General features: G+C 68.9%; 16 protein-coding genes. 8 read left to right on the forward strand and 8 right to left on the reverse strand.

What is annotated here, in order from left to right:
• Nucleotides 1-31: 31 nt before the first annotated feature.
• Entirely contained in the window at nt 32-481 is a 450-nt protein-coding gene (locus LQU92_RS03210) for a very short patch repair endonuclease (RefSeq protein WP_308071584.1), read from the forward strand.
• A 150-nt stretch (nt 482-631) separates the two neighbouring features.
• Here LQU92_RS03210 and LQU92_RS03215 read toward each other — a convergent pair whose 3' ends face one another.
• The 6 genes from LQU92_RS03215 to LQU92_RS03240 form a co-directional block, all read right to left on the reverse strand.
• Nucleotides 632-1,420 carry a DUF6339 family protein gene (locus LQU92_RS03215; RefSeq protein ID WP_230660859.1) on the reverse strand — a complete coding sequence of 263 codons (789 nt, stop codon included), beginning with the start codon at nt 1,418-1,420 and terminating at the stop codon, nt 632-634.
• Nucleotides 1,417-2,316 (reverse strand): hypothetical protein, encoded by a 900-nt coding sequence (locus LQU92_RS03220; protein WP_230660863.1) that lies wholly within the window; start codon nt 2,314-2,316, stop codon nt 1,417-1,419. Before LQU92_RS03220 ends, LQU92_RS03215 begins: the two co-directional genes overlap by 4 nt.
• Nucleotides 2,313-4,157: a hypothetical protein gene (locus tag LQU92_RS03225; protein WP_230660866.1), complete on the reverse strand. Its 1,845-nt coding sequence runs from the start codon at nt 4,155-4,157 to the stop codon at nt 2,313-2,315. Before LQU92_RS03225 ends, LQU92_RS03220 begins: the two co-directional genes overlap by 4 nt.
• Nucleotides 4,154-5,167 carry a PD-(D/E)XK motif protein gene (locus tag LQU92_RS03230; RefSeq protein ID WP_230660869.1) on the reverse strand — a complete coding sequence of 338 codons (1,014 nt, stop codon included), beginning with the start codon at nt 5,165-5,167 and terminating at the stop codon, nt 4,154-4,156. The genes LQU92_RS03225 and LQU92_RS03230 overlap by 4 nt, the downstream gene beginning before the upstream one ends.
• A complete protein-coding gene (locus LQU92_RS15205; protein WP_230660872.1) occupies nt 5,164-7,722 on the reverse strand; it encodes a Z1 domain-containing protein in 2,559 nt (852 codons plus the stop codon). The genes LQU92_RS03230 and LQU92_RS15205 overlap by 4 nt, the downstream gene beginning before the upstream one ends.
• Nucleotides 7,723-8,104: 382 nt before the next feature.
• Nucleotides 8,105-9,211 (reverse strand): zinc-binding dehydrogenase, encoded by a 1,107-nt coding sequence (locus tag LQU92_RS03240; protein WP_230660877.1) that lies wholly within the window; start codon nt 9,209-9,211, stop codon nt 8,105-8,107.
• A 170-nt stretch (nt 9,212-9,381) separates the two neighbouring features.
• Here LQU92_RS03240 and LQU92_RS03245 point away from each other — a divergent pair, with 170 nt between their 5' ends.
• The 4 genes from LQU92_RS03245 (at nt 9,382) to LQU92_RS03260 (ending at nt 13,300) form a co-directional block, all read left to right on the forward strand.
• Entirely contained in the window at nt 9,382-9,750 is a 369-nt protein-coding gene (locus LQU92_RS03245; RefSeq protein WP_101851367.1) for a GntR family transcriptional regulator, read from the forward strand.
• A gap of 39 nt (nt 9,751-9,789) precedes the next feature.
• A complete protein-coding gene (locus LQU92_RS03250; RefSeq protein ID WP_101851366.1) occupies nt 9,790-10,710 on the forward strand; it encodes an ABC transporter ATP-binding protein in 921 nt (306 codons plus the stop codon).
• Complete coding sequence (locus LQU92_RS03255) at nt 10,707-11,441, forward strand: hypothetical protein (protein WP_230660880.1); 735 nt, start codon at nt 10,707-10,709, stop codon at nt 11,439-11,441. Before LQU92_RS03250 ends, LQU92_RS03255 begins: the two co-directional genes overlap by 4 nt.
• A 281-nt stretch (nt 11,442-11,722) precedes the next feature.
• Nucleotides 11,723-13,300, forward strand: a complete 1,578-nt coding sequence (locus tag LQU92_RS03260; RefSeq protein WP_230660882.1) for a NupC/NupG family nucleoside CNT transporter — start codon at nt 11,723-11,725, stop codon at nt 13,298-13,300.
• Nucleotides 13,301-13,310: 10 nt separating this feature from the next.
• Here LQU92_RS03260 and LQU92_RS03265 read toward each other — a convergent pair whose 3' ends face one another.
• Together LQU92_RS03265 and LQU92_RS03270 are read right to left on the reverse strand one after the other, a co-directional pair.
• On the reverse strand, nt 13,311-14,387 hold the full coding sequence (locus tag LQU92_RS03265; protein ID WP_230660897.1) for an aldo/keto reductase: 1,077 nt from the start codon (nt 14,385-14,387) through the stop codon (nt 13,311-13,313).
• An 84-nt stretch (nt 14,388-14,471) separates the two neighbouring features.
• Complete coding sequence (locus tag LQU92_RS03270) at nt 14,472-15,377, reverse strand: LysR family transcriptional regulator (protein WP_230660906.1); 906 nt, start codon at nt 15,375-15,377, stop codon at nt 14,472-14,474.
• 187 nt (nt 15,378-15,564) lie between these two features.
• On the opposite strand from LQU92_RS03270, the gene LQU92_RS03275 reads away from it, so the two are divergent.
• From LQU92_RS03275 to LQU92_RS03285, 3 genes are all read left to right on the forward strand, one after another.
• A complete protein-coding gene (locus tag LQU92_RS03275) occupies nt 15,565-16,962 on the forward strand; it encodes an MFS transporter (protein WP_305067848.1) in 1,398 nt (465 codons plus the stop codon).
• Nucleotides 16,963-17,107: 145 nt separating this feature from the next.
• Entirely contained in the window at nt 17,108-18,028 is a 921-nt protein-coding gene (mmsB, locus tag LQU92_RS03280; protein WP_230660914.1) for a 3-hydroxyisobutyrate dehydrogenase, read from the forward strand.
• A 40-nt stretch (nt 18,029-18,068) separates the two neighbouring features.
• Entirely contained in the window at nt 18,069-19,625 is a 1,557-nt protein-coding gene (locus LQU92_RS03285; RefSeq protein WP_230660918.1) for a CoA-acylating methylmalonate-semialdehyde dehydrogenase, read from the forward strand.
• The last annotated feature ends 35 nt before the right edge of the window (nt 19,626-19,660 follow it).

The raw sequence follows: 19,660 nt of genomic DNA on the forward strand, positions 1-19,660 counted from the left end.
AACGGAGTCTAGCCGGCCCGACGGACGCCGTGTGTCACCGCGGACCCCGGGACCGGGTGAGTCGACCTCCACGAGTACGTCCCATCGGATGTCGTTGCAGCGACGTCGTGACACTGAGCCGGAAATGCTTCTCCGTCGGGAGCTGCACCGGCGAGGTATGCGATATCGGGTGGACGCCGGGCTTCCCGGAATACCCAGAAGACGCGCCGATGTTCTTTTCCCCCGCCGTCGGATTGCCGTTTTCGTCGATGGGTGCTTCTGGCATGCCTGCCCTTTGCATGCCACAACTCCTCAGAACAACGGAGCGTGGTGGCAGAAGAAGCTGGAATCCAACGTGGCCAGGGATCGTGACACCGATTCTCGATTGAAGGCTCAGGGGTGGATCGTGCTGCGATTCTGGGAACACGAGGACATGGTGGTGGCCGCTGATGTGGTGGAGGCATCCGTCCGGTCGTGGGCCCTTCAGCAGCCGAACACCTGACGTCGTGGGCGGTCCCGCGGGCTCTGGTGCAGGCGCGCGACTGAATTGCTCTCGGCCGCAGAGCGGGGAGCCGGTCGACACCACGAACGGAGGATGTCCGGTGGAGTGTTCGCGCAGACGGACCCGTTGCCGGTTCTCTGCCGACCGAATTCACTCCCAGCGCTGCTGTTCCCGACAGGCGACGATCGTCTCATGGGCAACGGCTCGCAGCTCGACCTTCCGGTCGTGTTCCTGGACACTGTCGAAGTCCACGAAAGGGAAAAGCCGCAGTAGGCGCTTGAGATAGTCCTGCAGCACTTTTCGTTGTCCGAGTCCTCGGAGAAGGCCTTCCTTTTCGAGTTCCTGCCAGACCTCGAGGATTCCGCGCACAAGCGCCGGACTACCACCCAAAACCGCCCGGCGGGCGTAGATCTGGTCGAAGGCCGCCTCGCCCATCACCTGCAGGCCTGCGTACGGGTCGTGTGACTTCGGGTCGTGGACCAGTTGGGCCCGCCACCACAGACGTCCGAACACATGCCGGGTGAGGTCGGTGCCCAACACCCGATCACCAGGAGGATTCGGGTAGCGCCAGAACGCGACGTCGGGCAGCAGGCACAGCGCGAGGAACTGCCACACGTCACGAGCGGCGGCCTCGGCCGGCACCATGCCGGAGCGCAGATGAAGGAGTTGAGCGAGCTGGGTGTCGAACCAGGCCATGTTCCGGGATTCACCCGGGAACCCTGCTCCATGAGCCAGAGCAAGAATTGCGTCGCGTAGTGATCGGAGATGCTCACCGGTCGCGCGGCTCCCGCCCGTGGCGACATAAACGGCGGCCAAGTGCATCGTGCTCGCCCGTTCGGACAAATACTCGATGCCGTGGCCGTCGGCGAGCGCACTCCGGTATTCGGTGAACAGCGGCACGGCGTCGGCGTCGAGTAGCCGAGGATAGAGGATCGTCATCGACCACGCTCCTGGAAGAGGCCGGAGTCGGATTGCAGGGTGGAGAGGAACATGCCGGGGTTGCCTGCCAGCTCCAGCTTCACATCGGCGATGCTGCGTCCGGAGAAGGTGCGTTGGAAAAGGTCTGCGCACGTGGCGCCCAAGCTTCCTTCGGTGTATTCGGCGTCGTCGATGAAATCATGGTGCTGCAGGGCGTGCAGAAGGAGTCGAACGGCAATGTCCGTGTACGCCGTGGACAGTACGAGGCGATCGGCTTCAGTGGGTTTCGCAGCATTGCGGAAGGCGGCAAGGACGCGTTGATTCGTCTCGTTGAGCAGTAACAGGAGAGCTCCCATGGCTGCGCCGTCGAGACTTCCACCGATCTGCAGATGCCAGGGGGCGTCATCGGGGAAGGCCGTGTCGCGGAAGTCGATCACGGCCATCGGGAACTGCACGGCATCCCCTTGCAGTCGGACGGTGGAGGTCTCGCTCCAGAGGATGGAACCAGCGCGGTGAGCCACTCCGGGCACGGTGTTGTCCAGGTGTTCTGCGAGCACGATGCGGGTGTGAACGCTGAGCGTTCCTCCGAGGTCGCTGCCCGGAAGATGCACCGCGAGGGTGTGGGATTCCGTCTCCGCTCCCAGCTCGGTGTACGTCGCTCGACCGGAGACGTTGGGCCCACTGGCCGACCACACCACGACCAGAGCGATACGAGCGCCGTCCGGCAAACCACTGGTGGCCCGTACAGCCGCGGCATCGACAGCGACGGGTCGCCGAAGGGCCAGGTCCAGCTGATAGTCCCAGTCGGGCAGGAAGCCAGGAAGAGATACTTCTTCGTTCTCGACAGCGAGCAGCCACGGGCCCGCGGTCACCGCGTCGCGTGCAGGACGTCGGTACGGGAAGGCGTGGCGGCTCATGCCGGCTCCACCATCGCCGCGCCCAGGTCCAGGTCCGTCACCGTATCCGGCACCGGCCGGATCAGCACCTTCCACACTCCGTCGCCGCCCCTGGTCATCGGGCTGGTGGCCGCTACGAAGACACCGTGTGGGTCCTGCCAACCGATCAGTTCGGGCACACGAGCGTTGAGTGGCGGCACGTTCTCGCGTCCGGCTCCCTCACGGGCGATGAGGATGCCCAGGCGGGCCGAGATCCTCTGCATGCCGACGACAGGTGCGGTGAACTCCTGCACCAGAACGGATTCACCACATCGCTCGGTGAAATACGGCTCTCCCAGATACTGCACTTTGGCGCGCGGACCGGTGCCCCGGGAAGAGCCGGAACCGCGACGACCACCGCCCTCATCGACAGGCATGCTCGCCCCGCCGCTTCCCCAAGCTCCAGGCATGAGATCCGCGAAGACACTGCTGGCCGCTCCGAGGGAGAAGGTGTTCTTGCTCGGCCCCACCGCGGTGGACTCCCCGAACCGGCGATTCAGTACCTCACCGATACGGGTGAAGGTCGTGCGCACGTACGTACTGTCCGGCTTGTCGAGCATGCTCGGGTGCCAGGCGTCGTGTGTCGGAGGCTCCGCGGCGGCGAAGACCTGATCGAGATCTTCATCCGCCCGGAAGACTCCGGCGTACCCGAAGTTCTCACTCTGGGGCTTGGGGCCCTTGTGATACGTGACGACCAGTTCAGCCGGTCGCATCAGACACACATGGTGCACGACGTTCTCGATGTCGACCGTCTCCGAAGCCCGCGTGGGCTCCAACCCGACCATAGGTCTCTTGGCCACTCCCAGACGACCGAGGAGCTTCTTGGGGTTGCCGCACCACAGTTCCTCACCGGCCTCCCCGGACATGGCGTCGTAGGCTTTCACGAAAAGGTGCAGCGGACGGAAGGTCCGTGGGTTCGGCACCTCGTAGTCGACGTCATCGGAGCACACCCTGAACTCCATGGGGACAGATCCATCGGCGCGCGCCAACATCTTCGGCCACAGCTGCCAGCAAATCGTCTCCGCCAGGTATTGACCGAGTTCCGTGGGTCCCATGTCGCCCACGTTCGGGCTGAGCACCACAACAGTCGTTCCGGTCTCCTCAGCAGCGAAGGACTTCAAACCCAGCCGCGCAGCCATGTTCTCGGCGTCCTGATCGACCAGTGGTTCCATCAGGCCGTCCTCGCCGGGAACACCCCACCAATGACGCCCCGTGTACCTGCACGGCCGACCGTTCTCGGCATCGATCCACGTATAACTCTTGCGCAGCGCGCATCCGATCAGCCGAGTCTCCAGGACTCCGTCAGCGTTACGTGCCCGGGTGTGGATGAGGACCGTTCCGACCGACGACAGGAGGTAGAAGATGCCCTTGCCGAACCCGTAGGTTCCCCCACCCAAGTGACGATCGCGCGGTTCACCGATATTGCGCACGAACGTCACGAAGTCCCGAGAACCGTCCGTGACGACGTCGGCTCGCGTCGGTCCGCCCAATCCCTTGGTGCCCCGATCCGATACCTCCAGGACCTGCAACGCGGAATCACGAAGTCGCGCGCGGAGTTCGAACCCGTCGCTGTCGGGAGGAATATTCGGTTGGAGAGCTGCACGCCATGCCGGCATTTGCGCCGGACCGATATCCCTGAGTGAGATCTCGAACTTCACGGGTTCCGTGTCGGAGGCCCTGGCGTCCCAGCTGTTCTGCGCGGCTTCACGAACCAGGATCGTCAGCATGTCCAGTTCGGGGCGTCCGAGTTGGTTGCGGATGCCTTCGGCAGCGCTGGCGCCCTCAGGGGGAAAGGGCTGGGAGTGCCACGCAGCTTCGCTCATGCTTCCTCGCTGATGAAGTCGTCCAGGAGTTCCTCCACGGCGCCGGCCGGTGAGGGAGCCGGCAGGTCGCCCGACAGGTCGACCGTGTAGTCGATGTCGGTCACCCGCGGCGGTAACCACTCTCCGTCCAGCGACGAGACGGACAGCCGCGGGAAGTCAACGTCCACGGGATACCAACGTTCATCCAGGATCCGGAACCGGTCGTCGTCGTAACGGCTCTGGTCATAGCGTCGATAACCGATCTCGGCCAGGAGATCCAGGACCGCCGGTTCGTCATCGGCGAGTGCTAACACCTGACCCACGAGGTCGTTGAGGCCGAGCGCATCGTCCGCCTCGGAGCGCTCGAGGCGGAACCACGCGATCGTCAATGTTCCTCCGGCGGGAGGTTCGAGCTGATCGATGCCGTGGATGCGTATCCTGCGACCGTCGGTCCGGGTGGTCGCCTTGACCTCGATGGCCGTTGTCCGTGACAGGAAGTCCTTGGACGTTCCGGTGGGTCCCGTCCAGGTCCTGTGCGCACTGGGGTCCCGTACGAGCAGTCGTTCCAGCACGACGAGTTCGGCGAACAGTCCGGCGACTCCTTCGGCCGAGATCGCCGGGGAGGTCTGGAAGAGCGCTCGCCATCTGTTGATGACGCTGTACAGCGCTTTGGTCGGGCTCGAGGCGTCTTCCCGGAGCTCCTCGATCACCTCGTCACACAGCTCTTCGAACAGATCATCAATGCCCGGGTTGAGACACGCCAGGTCGGCATAGGTCTGATAAGTCGTATCGTCCTCCAGCGGACGCTTCCGCAGCATCAGCCCCGGGCCGTCCAGGCCCTGCCGCAGTCGGGTGCTGCCGGGGATCGGGATGAAGAGGTGACGACGATCCTGTGAGTCGAGACCGACCAACACTGCGCTGCCCTTCACTTCCACGGACAGCGCCTGGGTCCGGTAAGCCGTCGACGTACTGGGTGGACGGCTTGTCAGGACGGACCATGCAGCTGAGAGGTTCTCTCGTGTCGGGTTCATTCCTCGGCCTCGAGAAGGCTCAAGTCCTCTTCCTCGAGTTGGACTCGGGAGAGATCCGCACTGACGTACTCGTACTCGACAGTGTCATCAGATCCGGACGGCCGCGGGAACACCAGGCCCACGCCGATCACGTGCTCCGGTGCCTCGAGGGATACACGAGATTGCTGCCGGCCCGGGGCAGGTTGAGAGCCCTTGTCGATGGCATAGAGCACGATGAGACCGGTATCCGGTGCGACCTGCCGACGAAGTCTCCTGATCCCTTCTTCGTTCAGACTCGGATCCGCTTCCGGGATATCGGCAACGGCATCCGGCCGACTCATGAGGGTCTTGATATCGGCGAACGTCCGGTCCTGGGCGCCTTCCTTGAGCTTGGCGCGACTGACGAGTCCGACCACGGCTGATCCCGAGTATGCGAACTTCTTCTCCTCGGACTTCGGGGTACTGCCCAGAAGCACCAGATTCCAGCGCCGCAGGGCTCCGGCGTGCGTCACCCGCTGCTCGATGTACTTGGTGAGGAGCTCGGGACGGGCCTCGGTCGCATCCGGGTGGAAGGCATATGAGTTGAGGAACGCCAGCACATCTCGATACGGCACCTCGCGGTAAATGATGCGGTTGTCCGTCCCCTCGACGCGTGCTACCTGGCTCTCGACAGAACGCACGAAAGAACGCGCGGCTTCGATGTTCTGCTCGAGACGCGCCTGCGTGAGATCGAAGTAGTGCGTCTGGACGCGCTGCCCACCGTACGACGACGCGGCTTTCACGGCGGTCTTCATCTTCGCCGCAGCTGTGACCTGCAGCGCCGGGTGCGTACGCAAGCGGACCGCGAAGTCGAGTGGAGTCTTGTCCTCGGTCATGTAGACGTCGATGTCGCGACGCATCTCCGCTTCGACCGTGGCGAGGTGGCGGAACCAACGGGCCAGCTCGTCCGTCATCCAGATTCGCGGCAGATCCGCGTACCCGTGTCGGAAACCGAACCATCGGCCCATCTGGAGAAGGGTGTCGTAGGCGGACACCGCTCTGACGAAATAGCTGACCGCCAGACCTTCGAGGGTGAGTCCTCGCGAAAGGGTGTTCCCCCCGACGGCGATCGCGATCACCGGACCGTTGTCGTAGTCGAGCCGATCCTGGCTGTTCGAGTTGTCCATGATGATGCGGCAACGTGCGAGAACGGTCGGCAGGTGTTCCTCGAGCTCCTCGAACTCGATCTTCCTCTCACCGAAGTCCTCGGCCCGAACGGACGATGTCTCGGTATTCCACAGGTCACGCAGATGACGTCGGTACTCAGGGCTGTCGAGCTTCTTCGATGCCTCAGAGCGCAGTGCCAGCAAAGGCTCTCGGAAACTGTCGTGTACCGAGGTGTTGACGCTGGTGTGGATCAGCATCGTGCTGTGTTTCTTGCCTGTACCCCGGACCAGACGTGCAGCCGTGGCGAGCCAGAAGTACTCCACGGCAGAGCGCAGCGTGTCGGTGATCTCTGGTTCGAAACCCTCGACCTCCGCCTTCGTCATGGGCCGCACAAAGGGCTCGTCCGTGTCCGGGATACTGCGGATCATGTCGTAACCGTCATCGACGTCCTCGGCACTCTCTCCCTCGATGGATTCACGTCCGAAGAGCACCTCGGTACCGAAGTGGCCCTCCGGCTTCGGGAGGTTGACGATGAAGTCGCGTGGGTAGAGTCCACCGGGCTCCGCCGGGTCGATGAGCAGATTGGCGAACGGTGAGGCTGTATAGGCGAGATACACATTCTTCGGCAGACTGTCCAGGACGCCACGAATGAGCGGGTTGATGGATTTGGTGGCGACGGTGGCCTGATCGGCCTCATCATCGATGACCAGCGTCGGGCAGTCCTGTAGGTAGGCGCCCGCCTTCTTGAGCCAGATCGACAGCTTTCGGAGCACGGTGGCGTTCTTCTTCACCACGCACAGCACGTGAGTCCTGTTCTGAGCTCCGAAAAAAGCCGCGGGATTGGCCGGAGGGGTGAAGTCGTGCTCGAGTTCCGTCAGTTGTGTCCACTGTGTCGGGTTCGGTTCGACCAGCTGCTGCACGAGGCGGGCCTGAGTCTGTCGCCGCAGGCCATTATGGATTCCAGCGAGGACGATGACGAGTTTGTAGCCACGGTCGACCGCCTTGGCCGCGACCGAGGTGAAGCTCGTCGTCTTGCCGGACTGGACGTATCCGACGACCAGACCACGCGTCTGGAAGCGCTTTTCCTTCGGGTGGTTGAGGAGTGAGACGATACGCGTGGAGGATCGGTCCAGGGATCGGAGCGATTCCTCGCTCCAACCGTCGCCTCTCAGCAAACGCTCTACTGCGGGCCAGCAGGAGTCACCGGCTTTGGGCCCGGTGTACCAGGTGTCGCGCCCATCGGTGACGACGGTCCGAGGTTCTTCCAGTTCCCGAATCCTGAGAACTTCCGCTTCGTGGCGTTCCCGGATCGCGGAGATGATTTCCTCGTCGATCCTCCAACGCCGTAGCATCTTGACCGCACCCTCCGGCGTATCGGTCTCCAGGAATTTCACAAAGTCCTGATACCAGTCATCGATGTCGTCGACCACCGCACGCACGTGTTACCCCTTGTCACCGTGTCCGCTTCTCGGCCCGATGTACACAGCCGAGGATCCTTCACGGTAACAAATGCAACCGTATGCATGGGGCGAAAACAATGCTTGACGCCCTGCCGTCGTGTCGAGTTGCCCGGTCATCGAATCCGTACGGGCCCCACCATTCCGCTGCGGTGCCGGCCACAGCCTGCAACCGGATCACCGCAGAAAGACGCACCGTGCCCGCGATGCCATCGGATCGCTGACCCGTCGAATCGGCGGACAGCACCGCCCGCGCCGTCGGACGTCGCGGTCCACATGCGGTGCACCCGAATCCTTCCGCGTCTATCGGCCGAACGGCCACCGGGTGCTCCGCTCCCCACCGCTGGTGGAGGACTCAGAACTCGATCACCTGCCGCACCGCCCGGCCCGCGTCCAGCTCGTCCATCGCCTCGTTGATCTGCTCGAGCCGGATGTGGGAGGTGATCAGCTTCTCCAGGGGCAGCACGCCGTCGCGCCACATCTGCTCGTACTTGGGGATGTCGACGGCCGGCACGGCGGAGCCGAGGTAGCTGCCGATGACCTGGCGGGCCTCGGCGGTGAGCTTCAGGGGCTCGATCTCGGACATCGCCCCGGGGGCGGGCAGGCCCACGGTGACGGTCACCCCGCCCACGCCGGTGGCATTGAAGGCCGTCTCGAAGGCGCGGGGGTGGCCGGCGGCCTCGATGACCACGCGCGGCTTCTCCTTGAGCGCGACGACCTCGTCGGGGGTCAGCGTCTCGTCGGCGCCGAAGTCCTGGGCGATCCCGAGCTTCTCCGGCAGGGCGTCCACCGCGATCACGCGGCGGCAGCCGACCGCCTTGGCCACCAGCAGCGCGGCCAGGCCCACGCCGCCGAGGCCGACCACCGCCACGGCGTCGTCGGGGGTGGCCCTCGCCGCGTTGATCACGGCTCCTCCCCCGGTGAGCACGGCGCACCCCAGCACGGCCGCGACGGGCGCGGGGACGTCCGCGCCCACGGGCACCACCGAGCGGCGGTCGACCACGGCGTGGGTCGCGAAGCCCGAGACTCCGAGGTGGTGGTGGACCGTCCCGCCGCTGGGCGAGCTCAGGCGCCGGGCGCCCTCCATGAGCGTGCCCTCGGCGTTGGCGCGGGAGCCGACCGTGCACGGCAGCAGCCCCTCGGTGCGGCAGGCGGCACACCGCCCGCAGCGCGGCAGGAACGCCATGACCACGTGCTGGCCGACCTCCAGGTCGGTGACCTCGGGCCCGAGGACCTCGACGACGCCGGTGGCCTCGTGCCCCAGCAGCATCGGCAGGGGCCGCGGCCGGTTGCCGTTGACCACGGACAGGTCGGAGTGGCACACCCCGGCGGCGGTGATCCGCACGCGCAGCTCGGTGGACCCGGGCTCCCCGAGCTCGAGCTCCTCGACGGCCAGCGGCCGCGACGCGGCGTAGGGGGCGGGGGCCTCCATGGTGTGCAGGACGGCTCCACGGATCTTCACGGCGGACCTCCGGGACGACGACGGGGTGACGGTGCTCACGCTACCGCCGGGCGCTCCCCCGCCGCCGCAGGGCCGTGTCGCAATCCGGCCCGTTGCCATCGGCCTCTTGACGCACGACTGGTCCGGTGGTTCATTAGTGGAGTAACTAACCGACCAAGCAGGAGGCCCCGGTGATCGAGGAAGGCAAGCCCCTGTTCGTGCAGATCGCCGAGCAGGTCGAGGACTCGATCGTCGACGGCAGCCTCGCCGAGGAGGACCGGGCGCCGTCGACCAACGAGCTCGCCGCCTTCCACCGCATCAACCCGGCCACCGCCGCCAAGGGGGTGAACCTGCTCGTCGACAAGGGCGTGCTCCACAAGCGCCGCGGGATCGGCATGTTCGTCTCCCCCGGCGCCCGCGAACTGCTGCTGCGGGAGCGCCGCGATGCCTTCGCCGTCCGCTACGTCCGCCCGCTGCTCGCCGAGGCCCGCAGGATCGGGCTCGAGCCCGAGGACGTCGCCGAGCTCGTCCGCGCCGGCGCCGCCGAGCCGGCGTCCTGACCACCCGTTCCGCATCCCGTCTGCCGATCGAAGGACACCATGGAACCCGTCATCGAGGTCCGCAACCTCACGAAGCGCTACAAGGACAAGCTCGCCCTCGACGACGTCAGCTTCGACGTCCGGAAGGACACCATCTACGGGTTCCTGGGACGCAACGGCGCCGGGAAGACCACCACGATGTCGATCCTCACCGCGCAGAACCTCGCCACCAGCGGCGAGGTGCGCGTGTTCGGCGAGCACCCCTACGAGAACCCCCGCGTGCTGAGCAGGATGTGCTTCGTGCGCGAGGGCCAGAAGTACCCCGACGACGCCACGCCGCGCCACGCCTTCGCCGCCGCCCGGATGTTCTTCCCGCGGTGGGACCAGGAGTTCGCCGACGCGCTGGTCGAGGACTTCCAGCTGCCCCTCAAGCGCTGCATCAAGAAGCTCTCCCGGGGGCAGCTCTCCGCCGTCGGCGTCGTCATCGGTCTGGCCTCCCGCGCGGAGATCACGTTCTTCGACGAGCCCTACCTCGGCCTGGACGCGGTGGCCCGCCAGACCTTCTACGACCGGCTGCTCACCGACTACGCGGAGCACCCGCGCACGGTGCTGCTCTCGAGCCACCTCATCGACGAGGTCGCGAACCTCATCGAGCGGGTGCTCGTGATCGACGAGGGCCGGATCCTCATGGACCGGTCCACCGAGGAGGCCCGCGCCCAGGCCACCAACGTGGTCGGGGACGCCGCCGCGGTCGACCGCGCCGTCGGCGGCCGAGAGGTGATCCACCGCGAGCGCCTCGGGCGCGTGGCCTCCGTGACGTTCCTGGGCGCCCTCGACGACGCCGAGCGCGCCGCCCTCACCGCCGCCGGGCTGGACCTCGCTCCGGTCTCGCTGCAGCAGCTGATCGTGCGCCTCACCCAGCACCGCGCCCCCGGCCGCGGCACCACCGCCGCGGCCGCCCAGGAAGGAGTCCTCCGATGACCGCCCTGACCGCCGACCACGCCCCTGCCGGCGGGCGGCACCGCACGCTCAACGTGGTGCGCCTGCAGTTCGTCAACACGCAGACCTTCGTGTGGGTGCCGGCCCTGGTGCTCGGCGGCGCGTGGGTGCTCACGCTGCTCATCCACGCGATCATCCACAGCGCCGGCGGCACGGACCCCAAGTACGGCGGCGGCTCGCAGGCCCCGCTGTGGTACTTCCTGGTCATCGGCGTCCAGGCCATGACCATGACCTTCCCGTTCTCCCAGGCGATGAGCCTGACCCGCCGGGAGTTCTATCTCGGCTCCCTCGCCGCCGCGGCCGTCAGCGCGCTCGGGATGTCCCTGGCGTTCGTGCTGCTGGGGCTGGTCGAGCAGGCCACGGACGGGTACGGGTTCAACGGCTACTTCGCCTACCTCGACTGGATCTGGGCGGACGGGCCGCTGGCCGCGGGCCTGACCTACTTCGTGCTCACGATGCTGTTCTTCATCGTCGGCTTCTGGTTCGCGACCGTCTTCAAGCGCTTCGGCACGGCGGTCCTCGTGCTGGTGCTGCTCGCGATCGGCCTGGCGCTGATCGGGGTGGTCGCGCTGATCACCTGGCAGCAGGCGTGGCCGCAGGTCGGGCAGTGGCTCGCCGGGGCCGGCGCCCTGGGCCTGACGGCGTGGGGCATCGGCCTGAGCATCCTGCTCGCGGCCGGCTCCTACCTCACCCTGCGGAGGATGCCCGCCTGAGCCCGTCGGGTCCTCCGGCCCGGGCCGCCCGCCGCGGGTGCGCCTCGGAAGTGCTGAGCGCTGCGGAGTCCCCCGGAGCACTGAACGCCGCCGGCGGGGATGCGCGCCGTCCCCGCCGGCGGCGCCGTGCCGGACCGGCACGCCCGGCGGGCTGCCCCCGCGGACCGGACGCACGGGGCGGCGGCTAGAGTACGCCGTAGCTCGCCGGCGCCGCCGTCGGCACCCGGCCGGCGGCGCACCGACGGCACGGCCCGGGCGGCCTCGACGGAAGGACGACGCACATGCTCGACCTGCTCTGGGGCATCGGCGGGATGATCGTGATCATCGCCATCGCCCTCCTGTTCTCGGTGGACCGCCGCAAGATCCGCTTCCGGACCGTGGCCCTGGCGCTGGGCCTCCAGGTGGGCTTCGGGGTGCTGGTGCTCTACGTCCCGGCCGGCCGGGCCGCGCTCGAGACCGTCACCCTGGGCGTCCAGGCCGTCATCAACTCCTCCGGGGCGGGCATCGACTTCCTCTTCGGCCCGGTCCTGCCCGAGGAGGGCTCCGTCTTCGCCTTCCAGGTGCTGCCGGTGATCGTGTTCTTCGCCGCCCTGACCTCGGTGCTCTACCACCTGGGCGTGCTGCAGTGGGTCGTGAAGATCATCGGCGGCGGGCTGGCGAAACTGCTGGGCACCTCCACGCCCGAGTCGATGAACGCGGCCGCCAACATCTTCGTGGGCCAGACCGAGGCCCCGCTGGTCATCCGGCCCTACGTGGCCGCGATGTCCCGGTCCGAGCTGTTCGCCGTGATGTGCGGCGGGCTCGCGACCGTGGCGGGCTCGGTGCTCGTGGGCTACTCCCTGCTGGGCGCGCCGCTCGAGTACCTCATCGCCGCCTCGTTCATGGCCGCACCGGCCGCGCTGCTCATGGCCAAGCTCCTCGTCCCCTCCGGGGCGCTCGAGGACGCCCCGGCCCTCGCGGACGGAGCCGACGACGACGGAGCACGCCCCGGCGCCGGCGGGCCGGCGCAGGAGGACGAGGAGCGGACGGGACGCCGCGGCGTGCGGCAGTGGCTGGCCGGCGGCGCCCGCCGCGGGGCGACCTCCTACGCCGCCCTCGAGCTGACCCGCCGCCCGGACGCCCCGGCCCCGGAGCGGACGGATGCCGGCCACGGTGGGGCCGGCTCCTCCGCCGCCCGTCCCGGGGACGCCGACGGGGTCGCCGGGACCGCCGGCACCGGACGCCCCGGTGACGCCGACGGGCCGGCCGGCACCGGTGCGCCCGGCGACGCCGCCCGCACGCCGGACTCCGAGCCGGTCTCCGTGACCGACGCGGCCGGTGACGCGGCGGGCGAGGACGACGAGCCGGCCAACGTCATCGACGCCGCCGCCCGCGGCGCGTCCGACGGGCTGAGCCTGGCCCTCAACGTCGGGGCGATGCTCATCGCCTTCATCTCGCTCATCGCGCTCGTCAACGTCGTCCTCGGCGCGGTCGGCGGGCTGTTCGGGCTCGAGGCGCTGACCCTGGAGCAGCTCTTCGGGTACGTCTTCGCACCCGTGATGTTCGCGGTCGGGGTGCCCTGGTCCGAGGCCCTGGACGCCGGCAGCTTCCTCGGGCAGAAGCTCGTGCTCAACGAGTTCGTCGCGTTCGCCGACTTCGCCCCGCAGATCGGGGACTACTCCCCCAAGACCCAGGCCATCGTCACCTTCGCCCTGACCGGCTTCGCGAACTTCGGCTCCCTGGCGATCCTCCTCGGCGGCCTCGGCGGCATCGCCCCGAGCCGCCGCGCGGACATCGCCCGGCTCGGCCTGCTCTCCGTGCTCGGCGGGACGCTGGCCAACCTCATGAGCGCCACGATCGCGGGCATGCTCATCGGCTGACCGGCCGCCCTCAGTCCCCGTCCTCCCCGAGCACGTGGCTCCGCTGCTCCGCGTAGAACTCCGCCTCGGCCGGCTCGGGACGGTCCTGGCCGTTGAGCAGCCGGTGCCACAGCGGGTAGTAGGCGGGCAGCTGCGAGGCCTTCGTGATCCGGTCGCGGGCCTCCAGCGGCAGCTCGAGCTCGGCGGCGTCGAGGTCCTCCTGCAGGTGCTCGAAGCGCCGGGCGGCGATCACGGTCCCGGCGATGCCGGGGCGGCCGAGGATCCAGGAGATGACCACCTGCGGGATCGTCCACCCCAGCTCGCGGGCGATCCCGTCGAAGAGCTCGATGAGGTCGTAGGCGCGCTCGCGGTCCACCACGTGGGGCTCGGGCCAGCCGGTGCCCTGGCGGGTGTCGGCCGGGGTCTCGGTGCCGCGGCGGACCTTCCCGTTGAGCAGGCCCTCGCCGAGGGGACTCCAGCCGAAGGTCGCGACGCCGAGATCGCGGGCGGCGGGGATGATCTCGTACTCGATCTCGCGGGCCTCGGGCGTGTAGTAGGCCTGGTGGGCGATCGGGCCCTCGAGCCCGGCGGCCCGGGCCTCGTAGACGGTCTTGGCCAGCTGCCACCCGTTGTAGTTGGACACGCCCCAGTACCGGATCTTCCCGGCCCGGATCAGCTCGTTGGCGGTCGCGATGGTCTCGGTGATCGGGGTCTGCCCGTCCCACTGGTGCAGGTAGAGCAGGTCGAGGTGGTCGGTCCGCAGCCGGCGCAGGCTGTCCTCGACCGCCCGGGTGACGTGGATGCGGCTCGCCCCGCCGTCGTTGGGGCCCTCCCCGGTGGGGGTCCGCGCCTTGGAGGTGAGCACGACGTCGTCGCGGCGCGCCCCCAGGATCTCGCCCAGGACCCGCTCGGCGTCGCCGGCGGAGTAGAGGTTCGCGGTGTCGATGAAGTTCACGCCGCGGGCGAGGACCTCGTCGAGCTGGCGGCGGGCCTCGTCGGGGCCGAGGCCGGCGATCTTCTCGAACCCCCCGCCGGAGCCGAAGGGGATGGTGCCCAGGGCCAGGCGCGAGACCATCAGGCCGGAACGGCCGAGTCGGGTGTACTCCATGGGGTGCGGCTCCTCTGCTCGGGATCGGGAACGGGGCCGCTCCCGACCCTACGCCCCGGCTCCCCGGCGGGGCAGGGCTGGGGCTCAGGGGGCGGGGGCCGCGAGCAGCTCCTCGCGCATCTCCTCGACCGCCGCGCGGACCGCGTCCAGCACGGCCTGCACGGCGGGGCGGCGCAGCAGGTCGGTGCGGGAGACGACCCAGTAGGAGACGGGGAAGGTGAGCTCCTGGGGGAACAGCCGCACGAGGTCCTCGCAGCGCTCGGCGAGGAAGCACGGCAGCAGCCCGACCCCGGCCCCCGCGCGGGTGAGCTCCACGTGCACGACCGACGACGTCGCCCCCACGGCCTGGCGCATCCGCGGGAAGCGCTCCAGCGGGGCGGTGAGCTCGGCGACGTCCTGCATGGACGGGACGAAGTAGACCAGCGGGTGCTCCTGGACGTCGTCGGGAACCCTGATCGGGGTGTGGGAGATGAGGTAGGTGCGGGAGGCGTAGAGGCCCAGGGAGTAGTCGGCGAGGTGGAACGCCTCCTTGCGCGAGACCTCGGGCCGGCCGACCACCACCTCGAGGTCGATGCCCACCGGGTTCGTCTGGGCCCGGCGGGCGGCGTTGATCATCTCCACCCGCACCCCGGGGTGGGCGTCGATGAGCCGGCGCACGGCCGCGCCCATGACCACCCCGCCGAAGCCGTCCGGGGTGATCATCCGCACCACCCCGCCCACGGCGTGCCCCCGGCCACCGGGGCCCAGCGGCAGCGCGCCGAGGGCGAGCTCGACCTCCTCGCCCGCGGCCACGAACTCCCGGCCCAGCTCGGTGGGCTCCCACACGTCCCCGGAGCGCACGAGCAGCCGGGCGCCCACGGTGCGCTCGAGACCGGCCACGCGCCGGGAGACGGTCGTGTGGCTGAGCCCCAGCGCCCCGGCGGCCGCGGCGTAGGAGCCGTGGCGGACCACCGCGAGCAGCAGGAGCAGGTCGTCGGCGCCGTGTGTCACGGGACCACCTCCGTCGTCGTCGGGCGCGGACGGCACCGGACCTGGGCCGATGCACCTCTCCGCCGAGCATGTGCAGTTTTGCACAGGCGACGCGAGCTCCTGGTCATTGTGACCGCGCTCACCGGGGACCACACTGGGGTCAGCATGTCGTGACGACCGTCACGCCGGACCGCCACAGGAGGGCGCCATGAGCACTGAGGACCGGGTCGCCGCGAGCGCCGACCCCAACGACTCCCCCGAGAACCGGGGCGGGCTGAAGAAGGTCGTCGCCGCGTCGATGGCCGGCACGGTCGTGGAGTGGTACGAGTTCTTCCTCTTCGCCACCGCCTCGACCCTGGTCTTCGGCCAGCTGTTCTTCGTCGACACCGGCAACCCCCTGGACGGGATCCTCAAGGCGTTCCTGATCTACGCGGTGGGCTTCATCGCCCGCCCGCTGGGCGGGATCGTCTTCGGCCACTTCGGCGACAAGTACGGGCGCAAGCACCTGCTGCAGGTCTCGATCCTGATGGTCGGCATTGCCACGTTCCTCATGGGCTGCCTGCCCGGCTTCGACCAGGTGGGCTACTGGGCCCCGGCGATGCTCGTGGTCCTGCGCTTCGTGCAGGGCTTCGCGGTGGGCGGCGAGTGGGGCGGCGCGGTCCTGCTCGTGGCCGAGCACTCCCCCAACAAGGAGCGCGGCTTCTGGGCCTCGTGGCCGCAGGCCGCGGTGCCGCTGGGCAACCTGCTGGCGACCATCGTGCTGCTGGTCCTGTCCTCCGTGCTCTCCGAGGAGGCGTTCCTGTCCTGGGGCTGGCGCGTGGGCTTCTGGCTGTCGATCATCATCGTGGCCATCGGCTACTACATCCGCACCCACGTGACGGACGCGGCGATCTTCAAGGAGGCGCAGGAGGAGTTCGTCGAGGAGAAGAAGGCCGGTTACGGCGTGGGCGAGGTCTTCCGCCGCTACCCGCGCGGGGTCTTCGGCGCGATGGGCCTGCGCTTCGCGGAGAACATCCTCTACTACGTGGTGGTGACCTTCTCGATCACCTACCTCTCCACCCAGCGCGAGGTCGACACCAGCCGGATCCTGCTGCTGCTGCTCATCGCCCACGTGATCCACGCGATCACGGTGCCGCTCGTGGGCCGCTTCACGGACCGGGTGGGCCGGCGCCCGATGTACGCGACCGGCGCGGTGCTGGGCGCGGTGTGGGGGTTCATCGCCTTCCCGATGTTCAACACCGACAACAGCTTCATCATCCTGGCGGCCGTGACCCTGGGCCTGATGATCCACGCCCTGATGTACGCCGGGCAGCCCGCGATCATGGCCGAGATGTTCCCGACCCGGATGCGCTACTCCGGGGTCTCCCTGGGCTACCAGGTCACCTCGATCGTCGCCGGCTCGCTGGCCCCGATCATCGCCACCGCCCTGCTGCGCCAGTTCGGCACCTGGGTGCCGATCTCGGTCTACATCGCGATCGCCTGCGCGATCACCCTGGTCGCGGTGGTCACCCTCCGCGAGACCAAGGGGATCTCCTTGCAGGACGTCGACGCCGAGGACCGGCGCCGCCTCGCCGAGGAGCGCTCCGCGCGGGGGACCGGGGCCTGAGCACCGCACGCCCCGCACCGCCGCACCCGTGGGCGGACCGGATCGCCGGTCCGCCCACGGGCGCGCGCCGTGCCCGCCGCTCCCCCGGCTCCTCCGCGGGGCCGGCCAACCACCACTGCACGCCGTCGAAAGGAAGTCCCCGACCATGAGCACCATCGCCTGGATCGGCCTCGGCCACATGGGCAATCCGATGTCCGCGAACCTCGTGAAGGCCGGCCACACCGTGCGCGGCTACGACCTCAGCGAGCCCGCCCTGGCCGCCGCCCGGGACAACGGGGTGACGACCTGCGCCTCGATCGCCGAGACCCTGGAGGGCGCCGATGTCGTCTTCACCATGCTGCCCAAGGGCGAGCACTCCCGGGCCGTGTACCTCGGCGAGGACGGCGTGCTCGCCCACGCCCCGAAGGACGCCCTGCTCATCGACAGCTCCACGATCGACGTCGAGACCGCCGAGCAGCTGCACGCCGCCGCCGGGGAGGCCGGCTTCCGCTTCGTGGACGCCCCGGTCTCCGGCGGGATCAGCGGCGCGGCGGCGGCCACCCTGACCTTCATGGTCGGGGGCGAGCCCGAGGTCGTCGAGCAGGCCCGGGAGTTCATCCAGCCCATGGCTCGCAAGATCGTGGCCACCGGCCACGCCGGCACGGGCCAGGCCGCGAAGATCGTCAACAACATGATGCTGTTCATCTGCCTCGAGGCCTGCGCCGAGGGCTCCGTGCTCGCCGACCGGCTGGGCCTGGACCCCCAGGTGTTCTGGGACATCGCCTCGGTGTCCTCCGGCAACTCCTGGGCCCTGCAGACCTGGTACCCCGTGCCCGGGATCGTCGACTCGGCCGCCGCCAACCACAACTTCGAGGCGACCTTCAGCGCCGCCCTCGCCGCCAAGGACGCCGGGCTGGCGCTGATGGCCGGCGAGCAGACCGGGGTGGACCTGCCCGCGGCGAAGCTCGTGGCCGAGCGGCTGCAGCGCCTGATCGACGAGGGATACGCGGACAAGGACTGCTCCCTGATCACCAAGTACGCCGCGCCGGACGGGAAGATCCGGGGCTGGGACCCCGATCAGGCCTGAGCGCCACGCCACCACCGAACACCACGTGAGGAGATCCACCATGGAGGACACCAAGCAGGAGGCCGAGGCCCGCGCCCCGCAGGCGGCGGGCACCGACGGGCGGGCCGGGACCGGCCCCGAGGTCGAGCACGTCATCGGCGGCCGGCGCACGGCCGGGACCTCCGGGCGCACCGCGCCCGTCTACGACCCCGCGACCGGGCAGGTCGCCCGGCACGTGCACCTGGCCTCGGCCGAGGACGTCGCGGCCGCCGTGGAGACCGCCGAGGCCGCGCTGCCCGCGTGGCGGGCGACGAGCCTGGCCAAGCGCAGCACGATCCTGTTCAAGGTCGAGAACATCATCCGCGAGCGCACCCCCGAGCTGGCGGCGATCATCACCGCCGAGCACGGCAAGGTCCTCTCGGACGCGGCCGGGGAGGTCGCCCGCGGCCTGGAGAACGTGCAGTTCTGCACCGGGGTCATGCACCACATGAAGGGCGAGTTCCTCGAGCAGGCCGCCACCGGGGTGGACGTCCACCAGATCCGCCAGCCGGTGGGCGTGGTCGCGTGCATCACCCCGTTCAACTTCCCGGCCATGGTGCCGCTGTGGATGATCACCACCGCGATCGCCGCCGGCAACACCGTGATCCTCAAGCCCTCCGAGCGGGACCCCTCCGCGGCGGTGTGGATCGCCGAGGCCTTCGCCGAGGCGGGGCTGCCGCCGGGGGTGCTCAACGTGGTGCACGGGGACAAGGAGGCGGTCGACGAGCTGCTGACCAACCCGCTCGTGAAGGCCGTGTCCTTCGTGGGCTCGACCCCGATCGCGAAACACATCTACGAGACCTCCGCCGCGCACGGCAAGCGCGTGCAGGCCCTGGGCGGGGCGAAGAACCACATGGTGGTCATGCCCGACGCCGACCTCGACTCCGCGGCCGACGCCGCGGTCTCGGCGGCCTACGGCTCCGCCGGGGAGCGGTGCATGGCGGTCTCGGTGCTCGTGACCGTCGGCGACGTCGCGGACCCGCTGATCGAGCGGATCAAGGAGCGCGTCGAGAAGCTCACGATCGGCCCCGGCACCGACCCGGCCTCGGAGATGGGCCCGCTGATCACCCGCCAGGCCCTCGAGCGGGTCAACGGCTACGTGGCGAACGCCCCGGCCGAGGGCGCGACCGTGGTCGTGGACGGGACGCAGCAGCACTTCGACGGGGAGGGCTTCTTCACCGGCGTCTCCCTCGTGGACCACGTGCGGCCGGGGATGAAGGTCTACGACGAGGAGATCTTCGGCCCCGTGCTCTCCGTGGTGCGGGTCGACACCTTCGACGACGCCGTGCGGCTGATCAACACCAACCAGTACGCCAACGGCACCGCCGTGTTCACCCGCGACGGCAAGACCGCCCGGGAGTTCGAGTTCGCGATCGAGGTCGGCATGGTCGGGGTCAACGTCCCGATCCCGGTCCCGATCGGCGCGTTCTCCTTCGGCGGCTGGAAGAGCTCCCTGTTCGGCGACACCCACATGTACGGGCCGGAGTCGTTCAACTTCTACACCCGCCGCAAGCTCGTCACCACGCGCTGGCCCGAGCCCTCGGAGTCGCAGATCGACCTGGGCTTCCCCACGCACTGACCCGCCCCGGTCCGCCCCGGCCCGTGCCCTCCGCT

Source organism: Kocuria sp. LUK (genome assembly GCF_021012935.1).
Taxonomy (GTDB): domain Bacteria; phylum Actinomycetota; class Actinomycetes; order Actinomycetales; family Micrococcaceae; genus Kocuria; species Kocuria flava.